This is a genomic window from Sphingopyxis solisilvae (assembly GCF_015475875.1).
GTDB lineage: Bacteria > Pseudomonadota > Alphaproteobacteria > Sphingomonadales > Sphingomonadaceae > Sphingopyxis > Sphingopyxis solisilvae.
The window spans coordinates 52292-73023 of the sequence record NZ_JADKYM010000001.1; the positions used below are offsets into that span (position 1 = coordinate 52292).

The following is a 20732-nucleotide window of genomic DNA, read 5'->3' on the forward strand; positions in this document are numbered from 1 at the left end:
GCGTTCAGATCACCGCCATATTGTAGCAATGCCAGCTAAAGATCGCCGCGGCGCCGCGGTGGGGGCGCCAGGCCTCGGCGAGTGCGCGCGCTTCCTTCTCGCCGGGACGCGAGCCCAGTTGCAGGATGCGGCCCACCGCTTCCTGTACCGCGAGGTCGCCCGCGGGCCAGATGTCAGGGCGCCCTTCGGCAAACAGCAGGTAGATCTCCGCCGACCAGCGGCCGATGCCCTTGACCCGCGTTAACAGCGCGATCGCTTCCTCGTCGTCGGCGGGCAGGGCGTCAAACGTCAGTTCGCCGTCGAGCACCAACTGCGCGAGGCTTTTGGCATAGCCCTGTTTCTGTCCCGACAGGCCGCAGGCGCGCAGCGTGTCGAAATCGGCCGCCGCCACCGCTTCGACCGGGCAGTCGGCGCCAAACCGTGCTTCCAGCTTGTTCCAGATCGAGGTTGCGGCGGCAACGCTCACCTGCTGGCCGACAATCGTCCGGAGCAGGGTGGCATAGCCGCGTTCGCGGATGCGCGGTTCGGGGTAACCGGCATGACCCAGCGCGCGGGCGAAATTGGCGTCGCGCGCCGCCAGGGCGTCGATCCCCGCGTTCAGCTGCTCCTGTGTCAGTCCCACCCTTCATTCCCCTTTTGTTCCTACCCGAGGCTTTAGCAGCGCTTGATTTGCCGCGCAACGCGCGACATAGCGCCAGCAACTTCGAAGATATGGGGACTAGCATGGCCAAGCTGATTGTCGTGACGCGTGACGGAACCGAACATGAGATCGAGGGCGATACCGGCCTGACGGTGATGGAAAATATCCGCGACGCCGGTTTCGACGAACTGCTGGCGCTGTGCGGCGGTTGCTGTTCGTGCGCGACGTGCCATGTCCATGTCGAGGCGGGGGCAAGCGACGCGATGCCGGCGATGAGTGAGGACGAAAACGACCTGCTCGATTCGACCACCGACCGCGATGCCACCTCGCGCCTGTCGTGCCAGATTCCGTTCAGCGACGCGCTCGACGGGCTGCGTGTGCGGATCGCCGCCGAGGACTGATTAATAACGTCATTGCGAGCGGCGAAGCCGCGCGGCAATCCAGAGTAGCGTAAATCGCTCTGGATTGCTTCGCTTCGCTCGCAATGACGAGGCTTGGTTTCAGCTCTGGCCCGCGGTCGCCACCGCGTAGAGCGCGATCGCCGCGGCGTTCGAGATGTTGAGGCTCTCCATGCGCGGCGAGATCGGCAGCTTGGCCAGCACGTCGCAATGCTCCATGACATTGTGACGCATCCCGTCGCCCTCGGACCCCAGCACCAGCGCGACCTTGCTGCCGTCGAGCGTCGACCCCAGCGTCGTTTCGGTGTCGCCCATCAGCCCGATGCGCCAATATTGCGCCTCGGCGATTTCTTCCAGCGCGCGCGACAGGTTGACGACACGCACCCACGGCACGGTTTCGAGCGCCCCCGACGCCGATCGCGCGATCACGCCGCTTTCGGGCGGGCTGTGCCGGTCCTGCGTGATGATCGCGGCGGCATCGAACGCCGCCGCCGAGCGCAGCACCGCGCCGATATTGTGCGGATCGGTGACCTGGTCGAGGATGACAAGCGGGCGTTTGCTTCCGGCGTCGACCTCGTCCTGCAACAGGTCACCGAGAAAGACGCCCTCCAGCGGATCGACCTCGATCACCAGCCCCTGATGCGGCGCGTCGCGCGCGACGAGCCGCGCCAGGTCGGCGACGTCGGCGTAGCTGATCGGAATCACCGGCGGCAGGTCGAGCTGCCCCAGCGCCTCACGCGTGCCCCAGATCCGCTTGACGGTGCGGTCGGGATTGGCGAGCGCGGCGAGGACGGCGTGACGACCCCAGAAACGAATGGCCTGACCACGTTGATTGCCGCCGGCCGGGCGGCGGTGACGGGAAAATTGTCTCATGCGCGCGCCTTTCCCATGACTGGCATTGACAGGCAAGCATCGTTTCGCCATTGGACCGCTTCCCAAAGCGGGCCCCATGGACAGGTGGCCGAGTGGTTAAAGGCAGCAGACTGTAAATCTGCCCGGGTTTCCGTACGCTGGTTCGAATCCAGCCCTGTCCACCAACCTCCGGTCCGAGGGCATCTCTGCGATCATAATGGGATGGGCGTGGCGTTCCGATGTCGGAGGAGACGCCGCAACCCAGTCTCCTTTCGGCCTCCAAAGCGCGATCGTCGAGCGTGGTGGTACATGGCACCAAGCTCGCCTTCATCAGCTCAACAGGGGCTCGCGCGCCTCTGGCCTTTCCTGTCTTGACGCGTCGGATAAATGCGCCATTTAGGATCTATCAACCTGACCTTTTGATCGCCGGCAGGGGCCGAAGATCTCGCGTCATTGGGGTGCGGCGACCGACTGTCGTTGGATGAAGGTCGATCGGAGCACCGCCGCCCCACCATCATCGACCTCCGCTGTGAAGGGAAGAAAGTCGGGTACGAGCGTCTTTGCCGCACGCACCCCCATTTCGCGGATCGGCCAGCGCACGGTGCTGAGCGCGGGCCAGATATGTGTCGCTGTCGGGCTGTCGTCGAAGCCGATGATCGACAGCGCGCCGGGGACTTCGATGCGCTTGGCGTGCGCAACGCTCATCACCCCGGCGGCCATCTCGTCGTTCGAACAGAAGATTGCGGTCGGCGGTTCGCCAAGCGACAGCAATGCCTCGCCCGCGTCGATCCCGGCGGCGTAGCGGTAATTGCCCGGCGCATTATAAGCATCGGGAAGGTCGAGACCCGCCTCCGCCAGCGCTTCGCGGAAACCCTTTTCGCGCTCGGCGGCCGAGCGGAAACCCTGCGGGCCGCGCACAAAACCGATACGGCGATGGCCGAGCGCGATCAGCGCGCGCACCGCCTCCGCAACCACCTCGCGGTCGTTCGACGACACGCAATGCTTGGCATCGTCGAGCGGCGCCGATCCGACGCGCACATAGCGCACGCCCAGATCTTCGCAGAGCGCGGCGAGGGCGTCGTTTTCGGAGATCGGTGGCAGCAGCAGCGCGCCGATCGGGCGCTGCTTTTCCAGAAAGGTGCGGACGTCGTCGAGCATCCGCTCCGATCCGCGATCGACCGGGCGGACGAGCAGCGCGAGGTCGCTGTCCTTGATCGCGTCGAGCACGCCTTGCTGAAAATTCAGCACCGTCTGGGCATTGGGATTGTCGTGGAGCAGCGCGATCAGGAAGTTGCGGCGGAACGCCAGCGCGCGCGCCTGCGGGTTGGGGACGAACCCAAGCGTCTCGATCGCCTGCTCAACCGCCTTGCGCGTCTTTTCAGTCAGAAATTCGGAGCGGTTGATGACGCGGCTGACGGTCTTTTTCGACACCCCGGCGAGCGCGGCGACATCGTTGATCGTCGGCTGCTTGCCACTTGCGCCCTTTTTCTGTGCCGCCATATGCGTCCAATCCTCTGCGGGTTCGGGCTGCTGTCCCGCCATTCGCCCGGTGTGATGGGCGCTTGGCGTGGCGAAATCAACCGCGACAAGCCGCCATCTGCCGAAAACGGATACCGGTGTCTAGGTTAGCTTCGCAATCGCATTGATCTGATCGTTGACACCGGTTACCAAAATCACTAGCGTGTCGCAAAATCCAGCAAAGGAACCGCATCATGAAGATCGCGCTGATCACCGAAAACAGCCAGGCCGCAAAGAACGGCATCATCCACGACGCGCTGACCACAGTCGCCGAGCCGCTGGGGCATGAGGTGTTCAATTACGGCATGTATTCGGCCGACGACACGGCGTCGCTGACCTACATCATGAACGGCCTGCTCGCGGGCATCCTGCTCAACGCGAAGGCTGCCGATTTCGTCGTGACCGGTTGCGGCACGGGTATGGGCTCGATGCTCGCCTGCAACGCGATGCCGGGGGTTTTCTGCGGTCTGGTGATCGACCCGACCGACGCCTTCCTGTTCGGCCAGATCAACGACGGCAACGCGATTTCGATGCCCTATGCCAAGGGTTTCGGCTGGGCGGCCGAGCTCAACCTGCAGGACGTCTATCGCAAGCTGTTCGACGGCGAACGCGGGCTGGGCTACCCCAAGGAGCGCGCCGAAATCATGCGGACGAACCGCGGCATCCTGAAAGATCTCAAGGCCGCGTCGTGCCACGACATGCTGACCGTGCTGAAGACGGTCGATCAGGATCTGCTGCGCGCGGCGATCGCGGGCGAAAAGTTTGCGGAATATTTCTACGCCAATTCGCAGGACGACGAGATCAGCGCCTATCTGAAGAGCGTGTCGGCGGAGCGGGCGCTCGCCTGACATGGCCGGGTTGTTCGATCTTTCGGGACAGGTCGCGCTGGTCACGGGTGCGAACACGGGCATCGGGCAGGGGATTGCGCTCGCGCTCGCCGAAGCCGGAGCGGACATTGCTGCAGCGGGCCGGTCGGCAGCGGACGAGACGGTCGGCAAAGTGCGCGGGCTGGGCCGGAAGGGCGAGAATTTTTCCGCCGATCTGTCGAGCGTCGGCGCGGTACAGCCGCTCGTTGACGCGGTGCTCGCCGAGTATGGTCGCATCGACATACTCGTCAACAATGCCGGGATCATCCGCCGCGCCGACGCGGTCGATTTCACCGAAGAGGATTGGGATGCCGTCATGGACACCAATCTTAAGACCTTGTTCTTCCTCTGTCAGAGCGTGGGGCGTCACATGATCGCGCGCGGCAGTGGCAAGATCATCAACATCGCCTCGATGCTGACCTTTCAGGGCGGCATCCGCGTGCCGAGCTATACCGCGTCGAAATCCGGCGTCGGGGGGCTGACCAAGCTGCTCGCCAATGAATGGGCGGCGAAGGGAATCAACGTCAACGCGATCGCGCCCGGCTATATTGCGACGAACAACACTGCGGCACTGCAAAGCGACGAGACCCGAAACCGCCAGATCATGGAGCGCATCCCGACAGGACGCTGGGGCGATCCCGGCGACATCGGGGGTGCTGCGGTATTCCTGGCGTCACGTGCGTCGGATTATGTGCAGGGCCATATCCTTGCCGTCGACGGCGGCTGGCTGGCGCGGTAGGCTTGGAACAATCACCGTAGCCCTGAGCCTGTCGAAGGGCGCTTATCCGATAGGCGCCCGTCGACAGGCTCAGGGCTACGGTTGAGATATAACCCGCATCAGGGGCAAACGGAGTAAGGATGGCGCAAGGCAAGCTGGTCTTTTTCGGCGAATTGCTGATCCGCCTGACCGCGCCGGGCAACGAGCTGCTGATGCAATCGCCGTCGCTGGCGCTCCACGTTGGCGGCGCCGAGGCGAATGTCGCGATCGGGCTCGCGCATCTGGGCCATGACTGCGCGATGGTCAGCAAGATACCGGACAATGCACTGGGGCGCGGAGCCGTGGCGGCGGTGCGCGGTGCGGGCGTCGATTGCAGCGCCGTCACCAGCGGCCCAGGCCGCATGGGGCTGTATTTCCTCAGCGTCGGCGCGGGTCTGCGCTCGTCCGAGATTGTGTATGACCGTGCGGCGTCGAGTTTTGCGGCGACCGGCGCCGATGATTACGGCTGGGATGCGCTGCTTGGCGGTGCGCGCCTGCTCCACCTGTCGGGGATCACCCCCGCGCTCGGGCCGCGTTCGACCGAAGCGGCGCTCGCTGCGGCGCGCGCGGCGAAACGTCTGGGCGTGCCGGTCAGCTTCGATGGCAATTACCGCGCGATGCTGTGGGACGCATGGGACAGCGATCCACGCGCAGTGCTGTCCGAACTCATCGGCCTGACTGACATTTTGTTCGGCAACCACCGCGACCTCTCGCTGGTGCTTGGACAGGAATTCAGCGGTGAAGGCGAACACCGGCGCCGTGAGGCGGCCGAGGCGGGTTTTGCCGCTTTCCCCCACCTCAAGCTGATCGCCTCGACCGCGCGGCACACGATCGCTGCCGATCACCACCGCATCGCGGCGCGGGTCGATCTGCGCGGCGGCGGGCATCAGACCGCCGAGATCGACGTCACCGGCATCGTCGACCGCATCGGCGCGGGCGACGCCTTTGCCGCCGGGGTGCTCCACGCGCACCTGGCGGGCGGCGATGCGCGGGCCATGGCCGAAAGCGGCCTCGCGCTAACCGCGCTCAAACATTCGCTGCCCGGCGATGCGAGCCGCTTTGGGCAGGCCGACATCGACGCCTTCCACGGCGGCGGGCTCGATGTCAGGCGATAGGCTGACGCGGCGGTACCTGCTCGCCGCAGGCACGGCGTCGCTGCTGATGCCTCTGGTCGCCAAGGCCGAGATTGTTAAGCCGATTCATCATGTTGGCGGGGTCGAAGCCCGGGACGGATTCTATCGATTGGGCACGCGGCGAAGCCTTGGCGATGGTTCGGTCTGGGCCTTCACCGGCATCCGCTACGCTCGCGCCCGGCGCTTTGCGGCCCCGGTTGCGGTGACCAAAGCCGAGCAGTTGAAGGGCGACAGCTTCGGTCCAGTCTGTCCGCAGGTGGGCGACCGCTACCAGCCGCAATCAGAGGACTGCCTGTTCCTCAACGTCTGGACCCCCGACATCGAGGATCAGCGCAAGCGCCCGGTGATGGTCTATTTCCACGGCGGCGCCTATTCGACTGGCAGCGTCAGCGACCCGATCAACGATGGTGCCGTGCTCGCCGCGCGCGGTGATGTTGTGGTTGTCACGGTCAATCACCGGTTGAACGCGCTGGGCTACCTCTATCTCGCGCGGCTCGATCCGCGCTTTCCAGACAGCGGCAACGCCGGGCAACTCGACCTGATTGCTGCGCTCCAATGGGTCCAGCGCAATATCGCGGCCTTCGGCGGCGATCCCGCCAATATCACCGTGTTCGGCCAGTCGGGCGGCGGCGCCAAGATCGCGACGCTGATGGCGATGCCCGCGGCGAAGGGGCTGTTCCACAAGGCGATCACGATGAGCGGGCAGCAGGTAACCGCCTCGGGGCCGCTCAACGCGACCAGGCGCGCCGAGGCATTTCTTGCCAAGCTGGGCGACGGCACCGACCCCGCAACCGCGCCGGTCGAGCAACTGGTTGCGGCGCTGGCGGCGACCGATCCGGTGCTCGGCGGCGGGGTGTATATGGGACCGGTGCTCGACATTCAGCACCTGACGCGCCACCCCTTTTGGCCCGATGCCGCGCCGCAGTCGCTCGGCATCCCGATGCTGCTCGGCAACACGGTGCTGGAAACGCGCGCCTTTTATGCGCGCGACGGCAAGCAGCTTTCCGGGCTCACATTCGACAATCTCGCTGCCCGGATCGCCCCCGAAATGCGCATCGACGCGCATCCCGAATGGGTCGTCAGCGAATTTCGCGCGCGCTATCCGAAGGCTACGCCGATCGACCTGTTCCACCGCATCGTCACCGCGGCGCGCAGCTGGCGCGGGCAGATCGAGGAAGCCGAAGCGCGCGCCCGCGCGGGTGCACCGGCCTTCGTCTATCAGCTCGATTTCGAGGATGCGAAGCATGCCGACGACATCGGGCTCAGCTTCGGTACCATCCCCGATCCAACCGCTGCGCAGCAGGCGATGAGCGACAGGATGATGGATGCGTTCGTGCGTTTCGCGCGCACCGGCAATCCGGGCTGGCCAGCCTATGATTTGAGACAGCGGCAGACGATGGTGTTCGATACCGACAGTCGGGTGTTGAACGATCCGCGCCAATGGGAGCGCGAGCTGTTCGCGCGGGTGCCGTATATTCAGCCCGGCACCTGACTGAAGAGCGCTCGTCCCTTGACATCGTCATCCCGGCGAAGGCCGGGATCTCACCGGTGCGCAAGTCCGTGAGGTCGAGATCCTGGCCTTGTCACAGGATCTTCTGCGACCCCAACCAGTTCCACAGCAGCTCGGGCCAGATCGCGACCGGTAAGCCAGCCGTCCTCATCAACCCGAAACCATGCTCGCCGCGCTCGAAAAAATGCGCCTCGCACGGCGCCCCGACTGCGCGCGTGGCTTCGCGCAACCGGACACTGTTTTCGACCTTCACCACGCTGTCGTCCTCGGCGTGGAGCAGCCAGAGCGTCGGCTGATCGGCGCGGACATTCAGTTCGGGAGAATAGAGCCTTTCGCGCGCCGCGTCGGGGTTGGCGCCGATCAGTTTCTCGCGGCTCACCGCATGTGCGATCGCCGGGTCCATCGATACCACGGGATAAATGGCGGCAAGTGCGTCGGGGCGCGCTGATAGCTGGTCGGTGCTGTCGACCGGCGCACAGGCCTTCGCATCGAATCGCGTGAGCAGGCTCGTCGCGACCTGCCCGCCCGCGGAAAAACCGCCGAAGGTGACGCGCGCCTGGTCGATTTGATCGACCGCCGCGCGGCTGCGCACCAGCCGCACTGCGCGCTGCGCATCGGCGAGCGGGACATCGGATCCGTTTTCCCAGCCATCTCCGGGCAGGCGGTAGAAGAGGACGTATACGGTGATGCCGCGATCCTTCAGCCAGCGCGCGAGTTCATAGCCCTCCTTGTCGATCACGACATAGCGATAGCCGCCACCGGGCGCGAGGATCACTGCGGCCCCAGTGGGCTTGGCCGGGCGGAAGATGTCGAGTCGCGGGCGGGTGATGCCTTGCAGCATCCGGTCGCTGGCATCCGGATCGTCGCTGCGCTGGACGACCTGTTCGACCAGACCTGCGGGCAGTCGGAGGTGACGGCTTGGCCAAAGCGGAACGCTGGCATCGGGGGTTACGCCCGCGGGCCGGGTCCAGGCGGCTTGTGCGGCGGCGGTAGCGAAGGGTACGGCGAGTCCCGCCGCCAGCAGCGCGCGGCGGTCGATCGTCATGGCGCATGCGGGTTGTTCGGGTACGCGATGATCAGCACCAGCGGCTCGCTGCCGGTCTGGCGGATGCCGACATTGGCGCCCTTGTAGAGCCATGCCGCTGTGCCAGCTTTCAGCTCGTTCTGGATGCCATCCGAATGGACGACGCCGGTACCCGACAGCACATAATAGATTTCATCATGGTCGATCGGGTGGATGCCGATCGCGGCGCCGATGTGCAGCGCACGCTTGCGGAATTCGAAGCTGCGCGGTGCTGGGATAGCGTCGCTGATCCGGTACGCCGTGGACGTACCGATTGCGCCATGCGGCGGCGGTTCTTCGCGCACCGTGGCGGCTTCGTCGATCACGATCATTGCGGGTGCCTCGGCCCCGGCGAGCAGCAGCGCGGCGAGCCACATCGTCACTGGCCGGTCCGCGAAGCGCGGTCGCGTGGCGACAGGATTTCCTGTGGCGTCGGTGCGGTCTGGCCGGGATAGAGGCCCGAGTTCGGCTCCATGGTCGCTAGATCCCATGCGCTCTCGACAAATGGCGCGCGGACGGCCTCCTTGACCTTGGGATAGGCGCTTACCTCGCGCTCGTCGTCGATCACCTCGCCGCGCCCTTCGGCGATGAAGTATAGGACGCGGATTTCCTCCGGGTCACGAGCCCAAGGGCGCGCGCCGGCGGTGGCAAGGACCGAGGTTTCGACGTCCCGAACTGGCAGGATCCGGTAAGCGCCGGTCGGTGCAAGCGGCGCCTTCGCGCGGATCAGTTGCGCGCGTGTTTCGCCATAGCGGCCGAATTCGGGAAGCGGCTTGCCGTGGCGGTCGACCGCCAGATTGTCCTTGCCATAATAAGCAAGGTCGCCGTCGCCGCCGAGCATCAGAAAGGGCAGGCCGTCATCCGTATCATTGCCGCCGCGCAGGACGTTGCCGATCGCGGTGATTTCGCCGGTTACATAAGGTTGCCCGACCCATTCAAGATTCATCAAATTGTAATGCACCGCGCGGTGCTGCGGGTTGTAGATCAGGTTGTTTATCATCAACACCTGCGCGCCCCCCTTTACCAGCGGATTGCGCTCGACATTGTGCGCCCACACATTGCGGTAAAAGACGATGCCGGTCGCATTGTCGTGGATCAAGGATCCCTTGCTGTGCTCGCCTTTGGGATGACTGGCATCGGCAAGTCCTTCCGCGGCAAGATTGTTGGAAAAGCTGATATTGCGGCTTGTGCCGCCGCGCCAATCATCCACCGTTTTGCCGGTAAACCGGGGGCCAGACGCCGACATATTCTCGTCGATCGCCCACAAGAAGGTGCAATGGTCAATGATGACATTGTGTGCCGCGACGGTCGACAGCGCATCGGCTTCCCAGCCGCTGCGCTTCGCCTGGCCATCGGCGCCGGTGTAAACGCGCAGGTGGCGGATGATGACATCGTGGGTCCGCACGTCGATGCCGGTACGGATTAGCGTGATCCCCGGTCCCGGGGCGGTCTGGCCTGCTATGGTAAGATAGGGGTGCTTGATGTCGATTGTCTGGCGGCCAAGGTCGATCACTCCGCCGACCTCGAACACGATGATGCGCGGTCCCGGCGTCTCGATTGCAGCCTTTAGGGATCCCGGTCCGTCAGGCGCCAGTGTCGTGACGCGCAGGATCTGGCCGCCGCGTCCACCGACGGTGGTGGCGGCCGGTCCGACCGCTCCAGGGAATGCAAGCGTTGTCGCGTGTGCCGCCGCAACCAGCCCCGCAGGCTGCACGATCGCCAGAAAAAATGCGGTTATCCAAGTTCTTACAGCCATATTGCCTCTCCGCTTTTTTGGGGTATTGACACCGCTATACCGATCCTCCTATCTTTCTGACACCGGTTACCCCAATCGGTCAACGAGAAAATATGTCGAGGGAGAGGGGATAGGGCGGTCGGTCGTAGTCGCGGCGACGCCATCATCACTCTCGAAAAATTCCTGGCCGGGCGATCTCGCCGATTTGTTCGGTCCAACAAAGTAACCGGTGTCATTTCTTGTGCAATCAGGAATTTCAGCCGATCAAGGGAGGATGATAATGGCAATTCAAGCACTGCGGGTTCTCACGACATTGGCGTGCGGCGCCTCGCTGTCGGCGTTGGCTGCGTCGCCCGCATGGGCGCAGGATGCGGCGCCCGTTGATAGCGAAGCGGATGCGGCCGAGGGAGAAATCGTCGTCACCGGCTTTCGTGCCTCGCTCGATGCGGCGTTGAATGCCAAGCGTGCCGACGGCGGAATTGTCGATGTCATCAAGGCCGAGGATATCGGCAAGTTTCCTGACACCAATCTTGCCGAGTCGCTGCAGCGCGTCCCCGGCGTCGTGATCGATCGCGACGCAGGTGAAGGGCGTTCGATCACCGTGCGTGGTCTCGGTCAAGATTTTACCCGTATCCGCATCAACGGGATCGAGGCTCTGGCGACCACGGGCGGGACCGACAGTTCGGGCGGCGCCAACCGGTCGCGTGGTTTTGATTTCAATGTGTTTGCCTCGGAACTGTTCAATTCGATCACCGTGCGAAAAAGCGCATCGGCCAATGTCGATGAAGGCTCGCTCGGCGCGACGGTCGATCTTCAGGCGGCACGACCTTTCGACTTCAACGGCTTTCGCCTCGCGGGTTCGGTCAAGGCGCGATACAACGACCTCAACGAAAAGGTCGATCCGCGCGCAGCGCTGCTGGTCTCCAATACCTTTGCCGATGGACGCTTCGGTGTGCTTGTTTCGGCCGCCTATTCGAAGCGGCGCCTGTACGAGGAGGGTTTCAGCACTGTACGTTGGGACAATGGTCCTTCGTCCCAAGGCTGGTGCGCGCCGATCGGGCTGACGTCGCAGGGTACCAACGCGACGCAGGCAACCTGCGGGCCCGCTGCGCAAGGTGTGGCTCGCCTGCCCGACACGCCCGCCAACCGGGCGGCCTTTCTGGCGGCCAGCGACCCGGCCAATTTCCATCCGCGCCTGCCGCGCTACGGGCGTCTGACACACGACCAGGACCGTCTGGGGGTCACAGCGGCGGTGCAATGGGCGCCGACGGACAATACGACGATTACCGCCGAGTTCCTTTATTCCAAGCTGAAAGCGACGCGGCAGGAAGATTTTATCCAGGCCATTTCGTTCAGCCGTAACGCGGCTGCGGGCGGCAAGCCGCAGACCAGCGTGGTCGCCACCGAATATGCCAGCAACGGCGCGTTGCTCTATGGCCTCTACAACGGCGTCGATATCCGATCGGAATCGCGTTTTGACAAATTATCGACCGAGTTCACCCAGCCGACCCTGACGATCGATCATGAATTCAGCGACCGGTTGCGTTTCAACGCACGCGCTGGACGTGCCGATTCGAAATTCCGCAACCCGTTGCAGACAACCACGACGCTCGATGCGCTCAACGTCAACGGCTATTCGATCGACTTTCGCAACAGCGACCGTCTGCCGACGATCAATTTCGGGCTTGATGTCAACAGCCCCACTGCGCTGACCATTCTTGGCGTGCCGCAGGTCAGCAGCGGGACGCAGCCCAATACGGTCCCGAACACGACCACCAGCGAAATCCGCATCCGTCCGCAGGGCGCCACCAACCGTAATGACGTTCTGCATTTTGATCTGACGTGGGACGTCGTCCCCGACGGCTTTGCGGTCAATGTGGGTGCTGATTTCAAGAAATATACCTTCGACACGTTCGAATTCCGCCGGGTCAACCAGAATGATACGATCTTTGCGCCGGCCGGCGGGATGACGGGATTGACGACGGCGGTGACGGGTTTTGGCAAAGGGCTTGGCTCGGGCGTCGTCACCGGTTGGATCATTCCCGATCTAAAGGCGATTGCGACCGCATATGATATCTATTGCAACTGTCTGAAAAGCGGCCCGGCAGGCGGCCCGGGTGATTTCACCCTGTCGTCGATTACCAACGGCAATGCCCGCGGCAACAACCGGCGTATCGTCGAAAAGGATACGTCGGGTTTCTTGATGTTCGACTTCAAGCAGGATGTTGGCGGGATGCCGGTACGCGGCAATTTCGGCGTCCGTTATGTCGAAACCGACATAACGGCGCAGGGATATGTGGCGACGGGCGGTGGCACGCTTGTCACGGTAAAGAATAAATATGAGGACTGGCTGCCGTCACTCAATCTGGCCGCCAATGTGGCCGATGATTTCATCGTCCGCGTCGCCGCGGCGCGGGTTATGGCACGCCCGCAGCTTGGCAATCTCAATCCCGGTGGGACGATCAACACGACAGGCAATCTGACGATCACCAGCGGCAATCCGTTGCTCAAGCCGTTCCGCGCCAACACGCTGGATGCCAGTTTCGAATGGTACCACGGCAAGGGCGCCTTTGTCGGGCTGGGGCTGTTCTACAAGGATATCGGCACCTATATCCAGCAGCTCCGCACGACGATTCCCTACAACCAGACCGGCCTGCCGCAGTCTTTGCTTCCTGCGAACTTCACCGGCGAGGAACTGTTCCAGGTCACCACCCCCATCAACACCAGCGGCGGACCGCTGAAGGGCTTCGAAATCAATGTGCAACAGCCGTTTGATTTCCTGCCCGGCCTGTTCAAGCATTTCGGGATGACCGCGAACTACACGCGGGTGCAATCGAAGATCAATTATCAGGTTTCGCCGACGGCAGCGGGAACGATCCGTGACGATCTTATCAATCTTTCGCCGGAAAGCTGGAACGCGACACTTTATTATGATGACAAGAAATTCAGCGCGCGCGCCTCGGTCGCTTATCGTTCAGACTATCTCCAGCGGGTACCCGGGCAGAACAACAATGACGTGGAAGGCAAAAACAGCACCCTCAATGTCGATGCCCAGCTGCGCTACAAGATCAACGACCGTTTCGAGCTAACACTGGAAGGGGTCAATCTGACCGACGAGTTCAACGACCAGTTCATCAGCCGTGCGCGCGACAGCGTGGTGGTATATAACCACACCGGTCGCGAGTTTCTCGCGGGCATCCGTTTCAAATACTGACGATGAAAATCTCGTCAAAGGGGGGGAGGGCGCAGTTTTGGGTCTGCGCCCTTCTTCTCTGCCCGCCGTCAGCGCTTATCGTCGCCGAAACCGCATCGGCGGCGTCCGCAGGACCGCCACTTGCCTTCGCGGGCGCCGAAGGCGCCGGGCGCTTCGCGGCGGGCGGGCGGGGCGGACGGGTGCTGCGCGTTACCCACCTCGGCGATAGCGGTCCTGGCAGCTTGCGCGACGCGGTGGAGCGTGATTTTCCGCGCATCATTCAGTTCGACGTCGCGGGTACCATCCGACTGGAAAAGGATCTGGTGATTCGCCACCCGCGCGTGACGATCAGTGGTCTCGGCGCACCGGCAGGCGGGGTCGCGCTCGCCGATCGCAGCCTCGTCATCGATGCCGACGATGTCGTTATCCGGTACATCCGCTCGCGGCTTGGCGCCCGCTCGGGAAGCCAGGGTGATGCGATCTCGATTGTCGGGGGGCGACGCATCATCCTCGACCATGTGTCGGCGAGCTGGTCGGTCGATGAAACGCTGTCGGTGTCGGCGCGCTATGACCGTACACCCGGCATCTACGATGTAACCGTACAATGGTCGATCATTTCGGAATCGCTGCGCCGTGCCGGTCATGCCAAGGGCGAGCATGGTTATGGCAGCCTGATCCGCGGAGGTCGCGGGGCTCGATTTTCTTTTCACCACAATCTTTGGGCGCATCATGTCCAGCGGATGCCGCGTCCCGGCAACTACACGCCGGTCGGCGAAGACCCCGAAGGCCCGCTGATCGAATTTCGTTCCAATATCTTCTACAATTGGGGCGGTAGTGCAGCAGGATATAATGCAGATAAGGACAGTATCGCCACCTACGCGTTTGTCGACAATTGTTATGTGGCGGGACCCGACACGCTGGGGTTGCACATTTTCCGTGAGGAAAACCCCAATGCCAGGGGCTGGTTTTCGGGCAACAGCTTGAACGGGTCGATCCCCGCCGACCAGTGGAGCCTTGTAAAGGGACTGCACAATGCGCTGGTGCGCGCGCCCGATATCGCGCCGGTTTCCAGCGATCCGGCACCCGGCGGTTGCGCGGCGGTTCTGGCATCGAGCGGCGCTTCACTGCCGCGTGACGCGGTTGACGCCCGCATCGTCGCCGACGTCGTCGCGCGGGGCGGCCGGATCATCGACAACGAGGATGAGGTCGGCGGCTGGCCCGATCTTTCCCTTGCGCCATGAAACGGCGGAAATATTCTGGACAGCGCTTGGTTGCGGCGTGCCGAATGCCAATGGGCTTGTGTTTGACACCGGTGTCTTATAGAGGGTTCGGCGGAAGAGAGAAATCACGATAATGTCGGCAACCTCCGAACAACAAACGATTGCGCGAGCATTTCTTGCAGCGCGCGAGAGCAGGACACCGCTTGCCGACTATCCCGGGGCGATACCGCTAACCATGGGCGACGCCTATTCTATTCAAAGCGCGGCGATCGCGCTGGACGGGCGTGCGGTTGGGGGGTGGAAGGTCGGCCGTATCGCGCCCGATCTGGTTGCACATTATGCCAGCGACCGCATCGCCGGACCCATCTTTGCCGACGAAATCGCCGAAAACGGCGCCGCCATGCCGGTCTATGTGGGTGGCTTTGCCGCCGCCGAGGCAGAGGTTCTGCTGCGTTTCGGCGCGATCGGTGACCGCGAATATGATCTCGACACGGTCCGATCCTGCATCGCCGAAGTGCGCACGGGCATCGAGATCGCGAGTTCGCCCTTTGGCGGGATCAATCGATATGGCCCGGCGGTCACTGCGTCGGATTACGGGAACAACAATGGACTGGTCCTTGGACCGCCGATCGACGACTGGCGCGAACGCGATTTGATCCGCATGCCGGTCGAGATGTTTGTCGACGGGGCGTTGGTCGGCGCCGCGACGATGGAGGGGATGCTCGATGGTCCCTTTGGGTCGGCGCTCTTCCTGATTCGTACCCTGCGCGCGCGCGGCCTGGCAATCGAGCCGGACACCTGGGTTTCGGCAGGTGCGATCACCGGCATTCACGAGGTGCGGCCCGGGCAAAGGGCGGAAGCGTTGTTCGACAAGCGAATCCGCGTCGGCTGTTCAATCAAAAGCTATTAGAAGAACGGGAGAGATTTATGGCACAGGCATTCGCGAAGGAGGAATCTGCGCTGCCGGTGCCTCGGGCAGGGCGCTACCGCTGGCTGATCGTCGCGGTTCTGTTTGCCGCGACCACGGTCAATTATATCGACCGCACCATGCTGGGCCTGCTCGCGCCCACCCTCGGCAACGAACTCGGGTGGAGCGAAAATGACTATGGGAACATCGTCACCGCCTTCCAGGCCGCTTATGCCCTGGGCTTCCTGTTGATGGGCTGGTTGATCGACCGCTTCGGCCCCAAAATCGGTTATGCAATCGCGATATCGATCTGGACGATCGGCCATGTGGCGCATGGCTTTGCCTCCTCGGTCGCGTCCTTCATGCTGGCCCGCATCGTTCTGGGTGTCGGCGAGGCAGGGCATTTTCCGTCGGTCGTGCGCGCGTCGAGCGAATGGTTCCCGCAAAAAGAGCGCTCTTATGCGATCGGCTGGGTCAACAGCGCGACGACGATCGGCGTTATCCTGACCGCACCGACGATCTGGCTGTTCATGGTCTGGATGGGCTTCAACTGGCGCGAAACCTTCATTTATTCAGGCCTTTTCGGCGTCGTCCTGTTGCTGCTCTGGCTCTGGCTATACAGCAATCCGCGCGAAAGCGGAAAGGTCAGCGAAGCCGAACTGGCATGGATCGAGCATGATCCGCCCGAACAGGTACAGCGTCTTGGCTGGGGCGCGATCGTCACCAAGCGCGAGGCGTGGGCCTATGCAATCGGCAAATTCCTGACCGATCCCGTATGGTTCCTGATGCTGTTCTGGCTGCCCAAATATTTCAGCAGCACCTATAATGTTGATCTGAAGGTCGTGCTGCTCCCGATGATCGTCATGTACCTGCTTTCCGATGTCGGCAGCATTCTTGGCGGCTGGGTATCGTCGAAACTGATCCAGACCGGCCATAGCGTCAATTTCGCCCGAAAGGTGACGATGCTTGGCGCAGGCTGCTGTGTCCTGCCGCTGCTGTTCGTGTCGGGGCTGGAAAATATGTGGCTGGCGGTGGTGCTGATCGGCATCGCGCTGGCCGGGCACCAGGCCTTTTCGTCGACCATCCTGTCGATCCCGCCCGACATGTTTCCGAAACGCGCGGTGGGGTCCGTGATCGGCCTGGGCGGCTTTGCGGGCGGTGTCGGCGGCATGATCATGGCAAAGTCGACCGGGCTGGTGCTCGATGCGACGGGCGGCAGCTATACGGTCATTTTTGCTGCCTGCACCGTCGTTTACTTCATTGCCGTGCTCGCGATCCATATTCTCAGTCCGCGTCTCACTCCTGTCACCGTGGAGGCAAAGAGATAGGGCGATGACGCGTCCTCTGGTCCTCTCCCGACCGGCTGTTTCCGTCCGGACCGGCGCAGCGCGACATCATGCGCCGGCTGTACCGGGAAGTAGCGGGTCTCCCGATCATCAGTCCGCACGGCCATACCGAGTCCGCTTGGTTTGCGGATAACGCATCGCTCGGAAACGCGGCGGAACTGCTGCTCCACCCTGACCATGATGTGTTCCGGATGTCTTTGACAATTAACAGCTCAGCCGTCGAATCGAACGCGCTACTGGTCGATGACCATGGTTCCGGGATGATGTTTGTCGAGGTGGCGTTTGATGATCTTCAGGTTGCGGGTATTCGAACGGAAGAACAGGTCGAAGGCATCGCCCACCAGCGGGATGGCGCCTAGGGCAGTATCGACGCCGACATTCCCCGCCATCCGCCAAAGTTGCCATTTCGGCATACCCAGATTGCGCGCTTCCCAAATGAGATAGCTGCCCATCAGTCCGGCGATCAGATCGCCCACGACGGGGACCAGCCCGACGATCGCATCGAGCCCCACCGGACGGTTGATGCCGGGGATGACAAAGCTGCGCTCGAGCAGCATCTCCAATGTCTCGACACGCTTGCGCAAGGCGGCAGGATCGCAGCGGTCCGGAATGATCGCGTCGAAAATCGCATCGGGATTGGAGGGCGAGGGGGACATCGAGATACCTTCACAAAGCGCACCCACTGGCGCCAAAATTTTAATTGGGTGCAGCGATCACATGATTCAATGGGTGTTGCGCGCGGGCATTGGCGCGCAAACCGCTCAATCGTTGTGCCGCCACCGACCATCGCAGCGGTGTGGCGATCGGGATGAAGGGCGTATAGCGCGCCAGGACCGCCTCGGCTTCCGTCAATTGCGCGCTGCGCTGGCCCGCATCGATGTTGCGCGTCGCCTGATCGATCAATTGCTGCGCATCGCGATTACACAGCGTGTCGCGGCGGCACGACAGGCGGCGCAGCGACCACAGCGGATCGTCGTTGGGCGTCACTTCGTCGATCAAGCGCAGATCGGCGGTCGACGCCATCGCGACGCGGCGGCTGGGGACGCCGATCGTCGCAAAATCGGCCGCGACATAGGCGTAAAGGATTCGGCCGCCCGGCGTATCGGGCACCGCGATCCGCAATGGTTCGATCGTGCGCCCTGCCGCCAGCCACGCATCGACGGCGCGCCGCGCCTGCGTTTGCCTCGAAGCTTCGTCATAGGCGGCCCATGCCGGCAACATCGGCGTCGGTCCGCCGTCGCGGGTATGGACCGACGGGCGCAGGCTCAGCTGGGGCTGCCATTCGGACAGGCCGAATGCCGCGATCAAACGCTCGCGGCGGATCGCCCGGGCCAGCGCATCGCGGTTCGCGTCGGTCGCCAGAAAGCCCTCGGCCCGCACAAAAGCCAGGCCGAACAGGCCCGGCGCCGGATCGACCACGAGCCGTGAACGTCCAATGTTCGATGCCGCATAATAGGGGAGGGTGGAAAAGCGACCGCCGATGACGCCATCGGCATAGCCGTTCTTGAACCGTGCGAGCGCGCCTGCGGGTGAAGTGCCGACAAGTTCGATCGATGCGGCGGGATCGTTCGCCGCCGCTTCGGCGGCCTCCGGATCTTCGGCCAGCGGATCGGGCACGGGGGTGAGCAGCATGGCGCGTCCGACCCGGCGGCCGCGCATCGGGCCCCAGCCCATGCCTTTGTTGACGATTGCCATCGACGGCTGGGCCAGCAGCTCGAGAATGGCGGGTTGCGGCACCGCCAGGCGAATTTCGATCACGACGTCGGTCATCGCGCGGATTGTTTCGACTTCGGGAAAATCGTCCTTCAATATGTGTCGGCTGTTCGGCGCCAGATAGTTGCGCAAAATTGCCGCGACGTCCTGCGCCGTTACCTTCCTGCCGTTTGTCCACTTCGCCTCGCGCAGCCGAAAGATATAGCTGCGCCCGTCGGTGGTGACGGTCCAGCGATCGGCGAGCCCGGTATCGATCTGTCCGGCGCCGTCGAAACTGACCAGTCCCTGTGCGGTGGCATCGAGCAGCGCGAGATTGGTCGCCGACAATTCGCCATCGAGCGGACTGGCGGCGGGATTGATCGGCCCCATCGCCGCAATCCGCACCGGCCCCGCCTCGCCGAAAAGCCCGCAGCTCGCCAGCGACAGCGCGATCAGGCAGCCAACCGTTGTGGCCAAACGGCGCTTGGCGGTCTTGGTTCGGCGAAGTGTACGCATCGTAATCTTCATAGAGATGTGACAGGAAACCGAAAGCGCTTTGGGTGGCCGATCAGGTCGGGGTTGTCATCATCGACCGCCCGTCGGTAATCTTCCCGATTCATGATCTTCCGGAATTTTACCATTTGTCACCCGTTCGTTGCTAGCGTCGTGACACGCGGTCGCCCCGCCAGGAGACGAAGATGTTTCGCGCGGAAGCGCCCCGCCTTACGCCAACCGGCACGATGGATGTGCCGACGATAGATGCTCGGGGGCGCGGTTCCGTTGCGTCGGGCATCCGACCAGGCAAGGTCGCCGCACGATGATCGGCGCCGATGGCACCGTCACGTTGCGCGTCGAGTTGGCCGGGCGTCGGTTCGGGTCGATCCGCCGCAAATTGGCGATCGTGCCCCACCCGCTCGACCTTGTCCTTGCCAACCGGCTTGCCCCCGTTCCGGCTCCAGCGCGCGACGGGTATCTGTTCACGTCCGTTCCGGCGGCGCGGGTCGGCGAACTGAAGTCGATCCTTTCCGACCATCTGGTGATGGTTCGCCAGACCTTCGCGCGCCATTATGTGCCGATGGAGGGGCGGAGCTTCGACGACTGGTGGGTCGGATTCTCCGGAAAAACGCGGTCGGGACTGACGCGCAAGGCACGGCGATTGGAACGGGAACTGGGTGCGGTGACGGTGCTGGCTTATCGTACCCCCGCCGAAGTACGCGAATTTATGACGATCGCCGGCGGATTGTCCGAGCGGACCTATCAAGCGCGGCTGTTGCAGGCTGGACTGCCGGGCGGCGGCGCCGCGATCGAGAAAGCGACCGGCTTGGCGGCTGCGGACAATATCCGTTGCTTCATCCTGTTCGCCGCCGGTCGTCCGCTAGCGTATCTTTATCTTCCCGTCGAAGACGATGTCGTGGTGTATGGGTTTGTCGGCTATGATCCGGATCATGCCGCCTTGTCGCCCGGCAATATATTGCAGGTAGAAGTGATGCGCGCCTTGTTTGCCGAGGCGCGTTTCCGTTATTTCGATTTCACCGGCGGCGACGGCGCGCACAAGGCGCATTTCGGCCGGGGCGCGGTCGCGTGCGCCGATGTCATTGCGCTCCGGCGGACGCTGCGGAACCGCGTTGCTCTCGGCCTGCTGCAAAGCGTGGATGCAACGGCGCGCTGGGGCAAGCGGCTGATCGCCCATGTACAGCGCGTGCGGGGTAACTGACCACGCGCCATATGCTGGTGCGGACGGCGGGACTTGAACCCGCATATCCAGAGGATGGCAGATTTTAAGTCTGCTGCGTCTACCGATTTCGCCACGTCCGCTTGGGCTGCCGGTCAAGCCGAAGCATTGTTTCAGGTCAAGCGCTGTTTGCCGCTTCACCCCGCGATGCCTGTCGGCTAGACGGCGGT

The 20732-nt window shown here is 63.3% G+C and carries 18 protein-coding genes, 2 tRNA genes and 1 pseudogene; 12 read left to right on the forward strand and 9 right to left on the reverse strand.

The features are described from left to right. Positions 1-4 precede the first annotated feature (4 nt). Positions 5-622 (reverse strand): DNA-3-methyladenine glycosylase family protein, encoded by a 618-nt coding sequence (locus tag IR187_RS00225; protein ID WP_194952701.1) that lies wholly within the window; start codon positions 620-622, stop codon positions 5-7. 101 nt (positions 623-723) lie between these two features. Here IR187_RS00225 and IR187_RS00230 point away from each other — a divergent pair, with 101 nt between their 5' ends. Further along, positions 724-1041: a 2Fe-2S iron-sulfur cluster-binding protein gene (locus tag IR187_RS00230; RefSeq protein WP_194952704.1), complete on the forward strand. Its 318-nt coding sequence runs from the start codon at positions 724-726 to the stop codon at positions 1039-1041. A 99-nt stretch (positions 1042-1140) separates the two neighbouring features. On the opposite strand, the gene rlmB is transcribed toward IR187_RS00230, so the two are convergent. Continuing rightward, the gene (gene rlmB, locus IR187_RS00235) at positions 1141-1911 is read right to left on the reverse strand and encodes a 23S rRNA (guanosine(2251)-2'-O)-methyltransferase RlmB (RefSeq protein ID WP_194952706.1); all 771 of its coding nucleotides are present in this window, start codon (positions 1909-1911) and stop codon (positions 1141-1143) included. Between the two features lie 78 nt (positions 1912-1989). On the opposite strand from rlmB, the gene IR187_RS00240 reads away from it, so the two are divergent. Then, a tRNA-Tyr gene (locus IR187_RS00240) sits at positions 1990-2075 on the forward strand. A 265-nt stretch (positions 2076-2340) separates the two neighbouring features. Here IR187_RS00240 and IR187_RS00245 read toward each other — a convergent pair. Then, on the reverse strand, positions 2341-3390 hold the full coding sequence (locus IR187_RS00245) for a LacI family DNA-binding transcriptional regulator (RefSeq protein ID WP_194953014.1): 1050 nt from the start codon (positions 3388-3390) through the stop codon (positions 2341-2343). A 212-nt stretch (positions 3391-3602) separates the two neighbouring features. Between IR187_RS00245 and IR187_RS00250 the strand changes: the two genes are divergently transcribed. The 4 genes from IR187_RS00250 (at position 3603) to IR187_RS00265 (ending at position 7656) form a co-directional block, all read left to right on the forward strand. After that, positions 3603-4256: an RpiB/LacA/LacB family sugar-phosphate isomerase gene (locus IR187_RS00250; protein WP_194952708.1), complete on the forward strand. Its 654-nt coding sequence runs from the start codon at positions 3603-3605 to the stop codon at positions 4254-4256. 1 nt (position 4257) lies between these two features. Next, positions 4258-5013, forward strand: a complete 756-nt coding sequence (gene kduD / locus IR187_RS00255) for a 2-dehydro-3-deoxy-D-gluconate 5-dehydrogenase KduD (protein ID WP_194952710.1) — start codon at positions 4258-4260, stop codon at positions 5011-5013. Between the two features lie 119 nt (positions 5014-5132). Further along, entirely contained in the window at positions 5133-6146 is a 1014-nt protein-coding gene (locus IR187_RS00260; RefSeq protein ID WP_194952712.1) for a sugar kinase, read from the forward strand. Further along, positions 6133-7656 (forward strand): carboxylesterase/lipase family protein, encoded by a 1524-nt coding sequence (locus IR187_RS00265; RefSeq protein WP_194952714.1) that lies wholly within the window; start codon positions 6133-6135, stop codon positions 7654-7656. Before IR187_RS00260 ends, IR187_RS00265 begins: the two co-directional genes overlap by 14 nt. 91 nt (positions 7657-7747) lie before the next feature. Here IR187_RS00265 and IR187_RS00270 read toward each other — a convergent pair whose 3' ends face one another. The 3 genes from IR187_RS00270 to IR187_RS00280 are packed head-to-tail and all read right to left on the reverse strand — an operon-like array spanning position 7748 to position 10493. Then, positions 7748-8719 (reverse strand): alpha/beta hydrolase, encoded by a 972-nt coding sequence (locus IR187_RS00270; protein WP_194952715.1) that lies wholly within the window; start codon positions 8717-8719, stop codon positions 7748-7750. Further along, positions 8716-9114 (reverse strand): cupin domain-containing protein, encoded by a 399-nt coding sequence (locus tag IR187_RS00275; protein ID WP_194953015.1) that lies wholly within the window; start codon positions 9112-9114, stop codon positions 8716-8718. Before IR187_RS00275 ends, IR187_RS00270 begins: the two co-directional genes overlap by 4 nt. A gap of 2 nt (positions 9115-9116) precedes the next feature. Further along, the gene (locus tag IR187_RS00280; RefSeq protein ID WP_194952717.1) at positions 9117-10493 is read right to left on the reverse strand and encodes a pectate lyase family protein; all 1377 of its coding nucleotides are present in this window, start codon (positions 10491-10493) and stop codon (positions 9117-9119) included. 259 nt (positions 10494-10752) lie between these two features. Between IR187_RS00280 and IR187_RS00285 the strand changes: the two genes are divergently transcribed. From IR187_RS00285 to IR187_RS16670, 5 genes and pseudogenes are all read left to right on the forward strand, one after another. Further along, complete coding sequence (locus IR187_RS00285) at positions 10753-13686, forward strand: TonB-dependent receptor (RefSeq protein ID WP_194952719.1); 2934 nt, start codon at positions 10753-10755, stop codon at positions 13684-13686. A 2-nt stretch (positions 13687-13688) separates the two neighbouring features. Next, the gene (locus IR187_RS00290; RefSeq protein ID WP_228765422.1) at positions 13689-14906 is read left to right on the forward strand and encodes a pectate lyase; all 1218 of its coding nucleotides are present in this window, start codon (positions 13689-13691) and stop codon (positions 14904-14906) included. A gap of 214 nt (positions 14907-15120) precedes the next feature. Continuing rightward, positions 15121-15795, forward strand: a complete 675-nt coding sequence (locus tag IR187_RS00295) for a 2-keto-4-pentenoate hydratase (protein ID WP_324187619.1) — start codon at positions 15121-15123, stop codon at positions 15793-15795. A 17-nt stretch (positions 15796-15812) separates the two neighbouring features. Beyond that, on the forward strand, positions 15813-17120 hold the full coding sequence (locus IR187_RS00300) for an MFS transporter (protein ID WP_194952722.1): 1308 nt from the start codon (positions 15813-15815) through the stop codon (positions 17118-17120). Between the two features lie 35 nt (positions 17121-17155). Continuing rightward, positions 17156-17332: pseudogene (locus IR187_RS16670) on the forward strand (glucuronate isomerase); the annotation flags it as partial. A 39-nt stretch (positions 17333-17371) separates the two neighbouring features. Here the strand turns inward: IR187_RS16670 and IR187_RS00305 are convergent. Both IR187_RS00305 and IR187_RS00310 read right to left on the reverse strand, forming a co-directional pair. Beyond that, positions 17372-17794: a DUF4112 domain-containing protein gene (locus tag IR187_RS00305; protein WP_194952723.1), complete on the reverse strand. Its 423-nt coding sequence runs from the start codon at positions 17792-17794 to the stop codon at positions 17372-17374. A 40-nt stretch (positions 17795-17834) separates the two neighbouring features. Next, entirely contained in the window at positions 17835-19346 is a 1512-nt protein-coding gene (locus IR187_RS00310) for an ABC transporter substrate-binding protein (RefSeq protein ID WP_228765423.1), read from the reverse strand. Between the two features lie 301 nt (positions 19347-19647). On the opposite strand from IR187_RS00310, the gene IR187_RS00315 reads away from it, so the two are divergent. Beyond that, positions 19648-20544, forward strand: coding sequence for a GNAT family N-acetyltransferase (locus IR187_RS00315; protein ID WP_194952726.1), 897 nt, complete (start codon positions 19648-19650; stop codon positions 20542-20544). A gap of 15 nt (positions 20545-20559) precedes the next feature. Here IR187_RS00315 and IR187_RS00320 read toward each other — a convergent pair. After that, positions 20560-20645 (reverse strand) — tRNA-Leu (locus tag IR187_RS00320). Between the last annotated feature and the right edge of the window lie 87 nt (positions 20646-20732).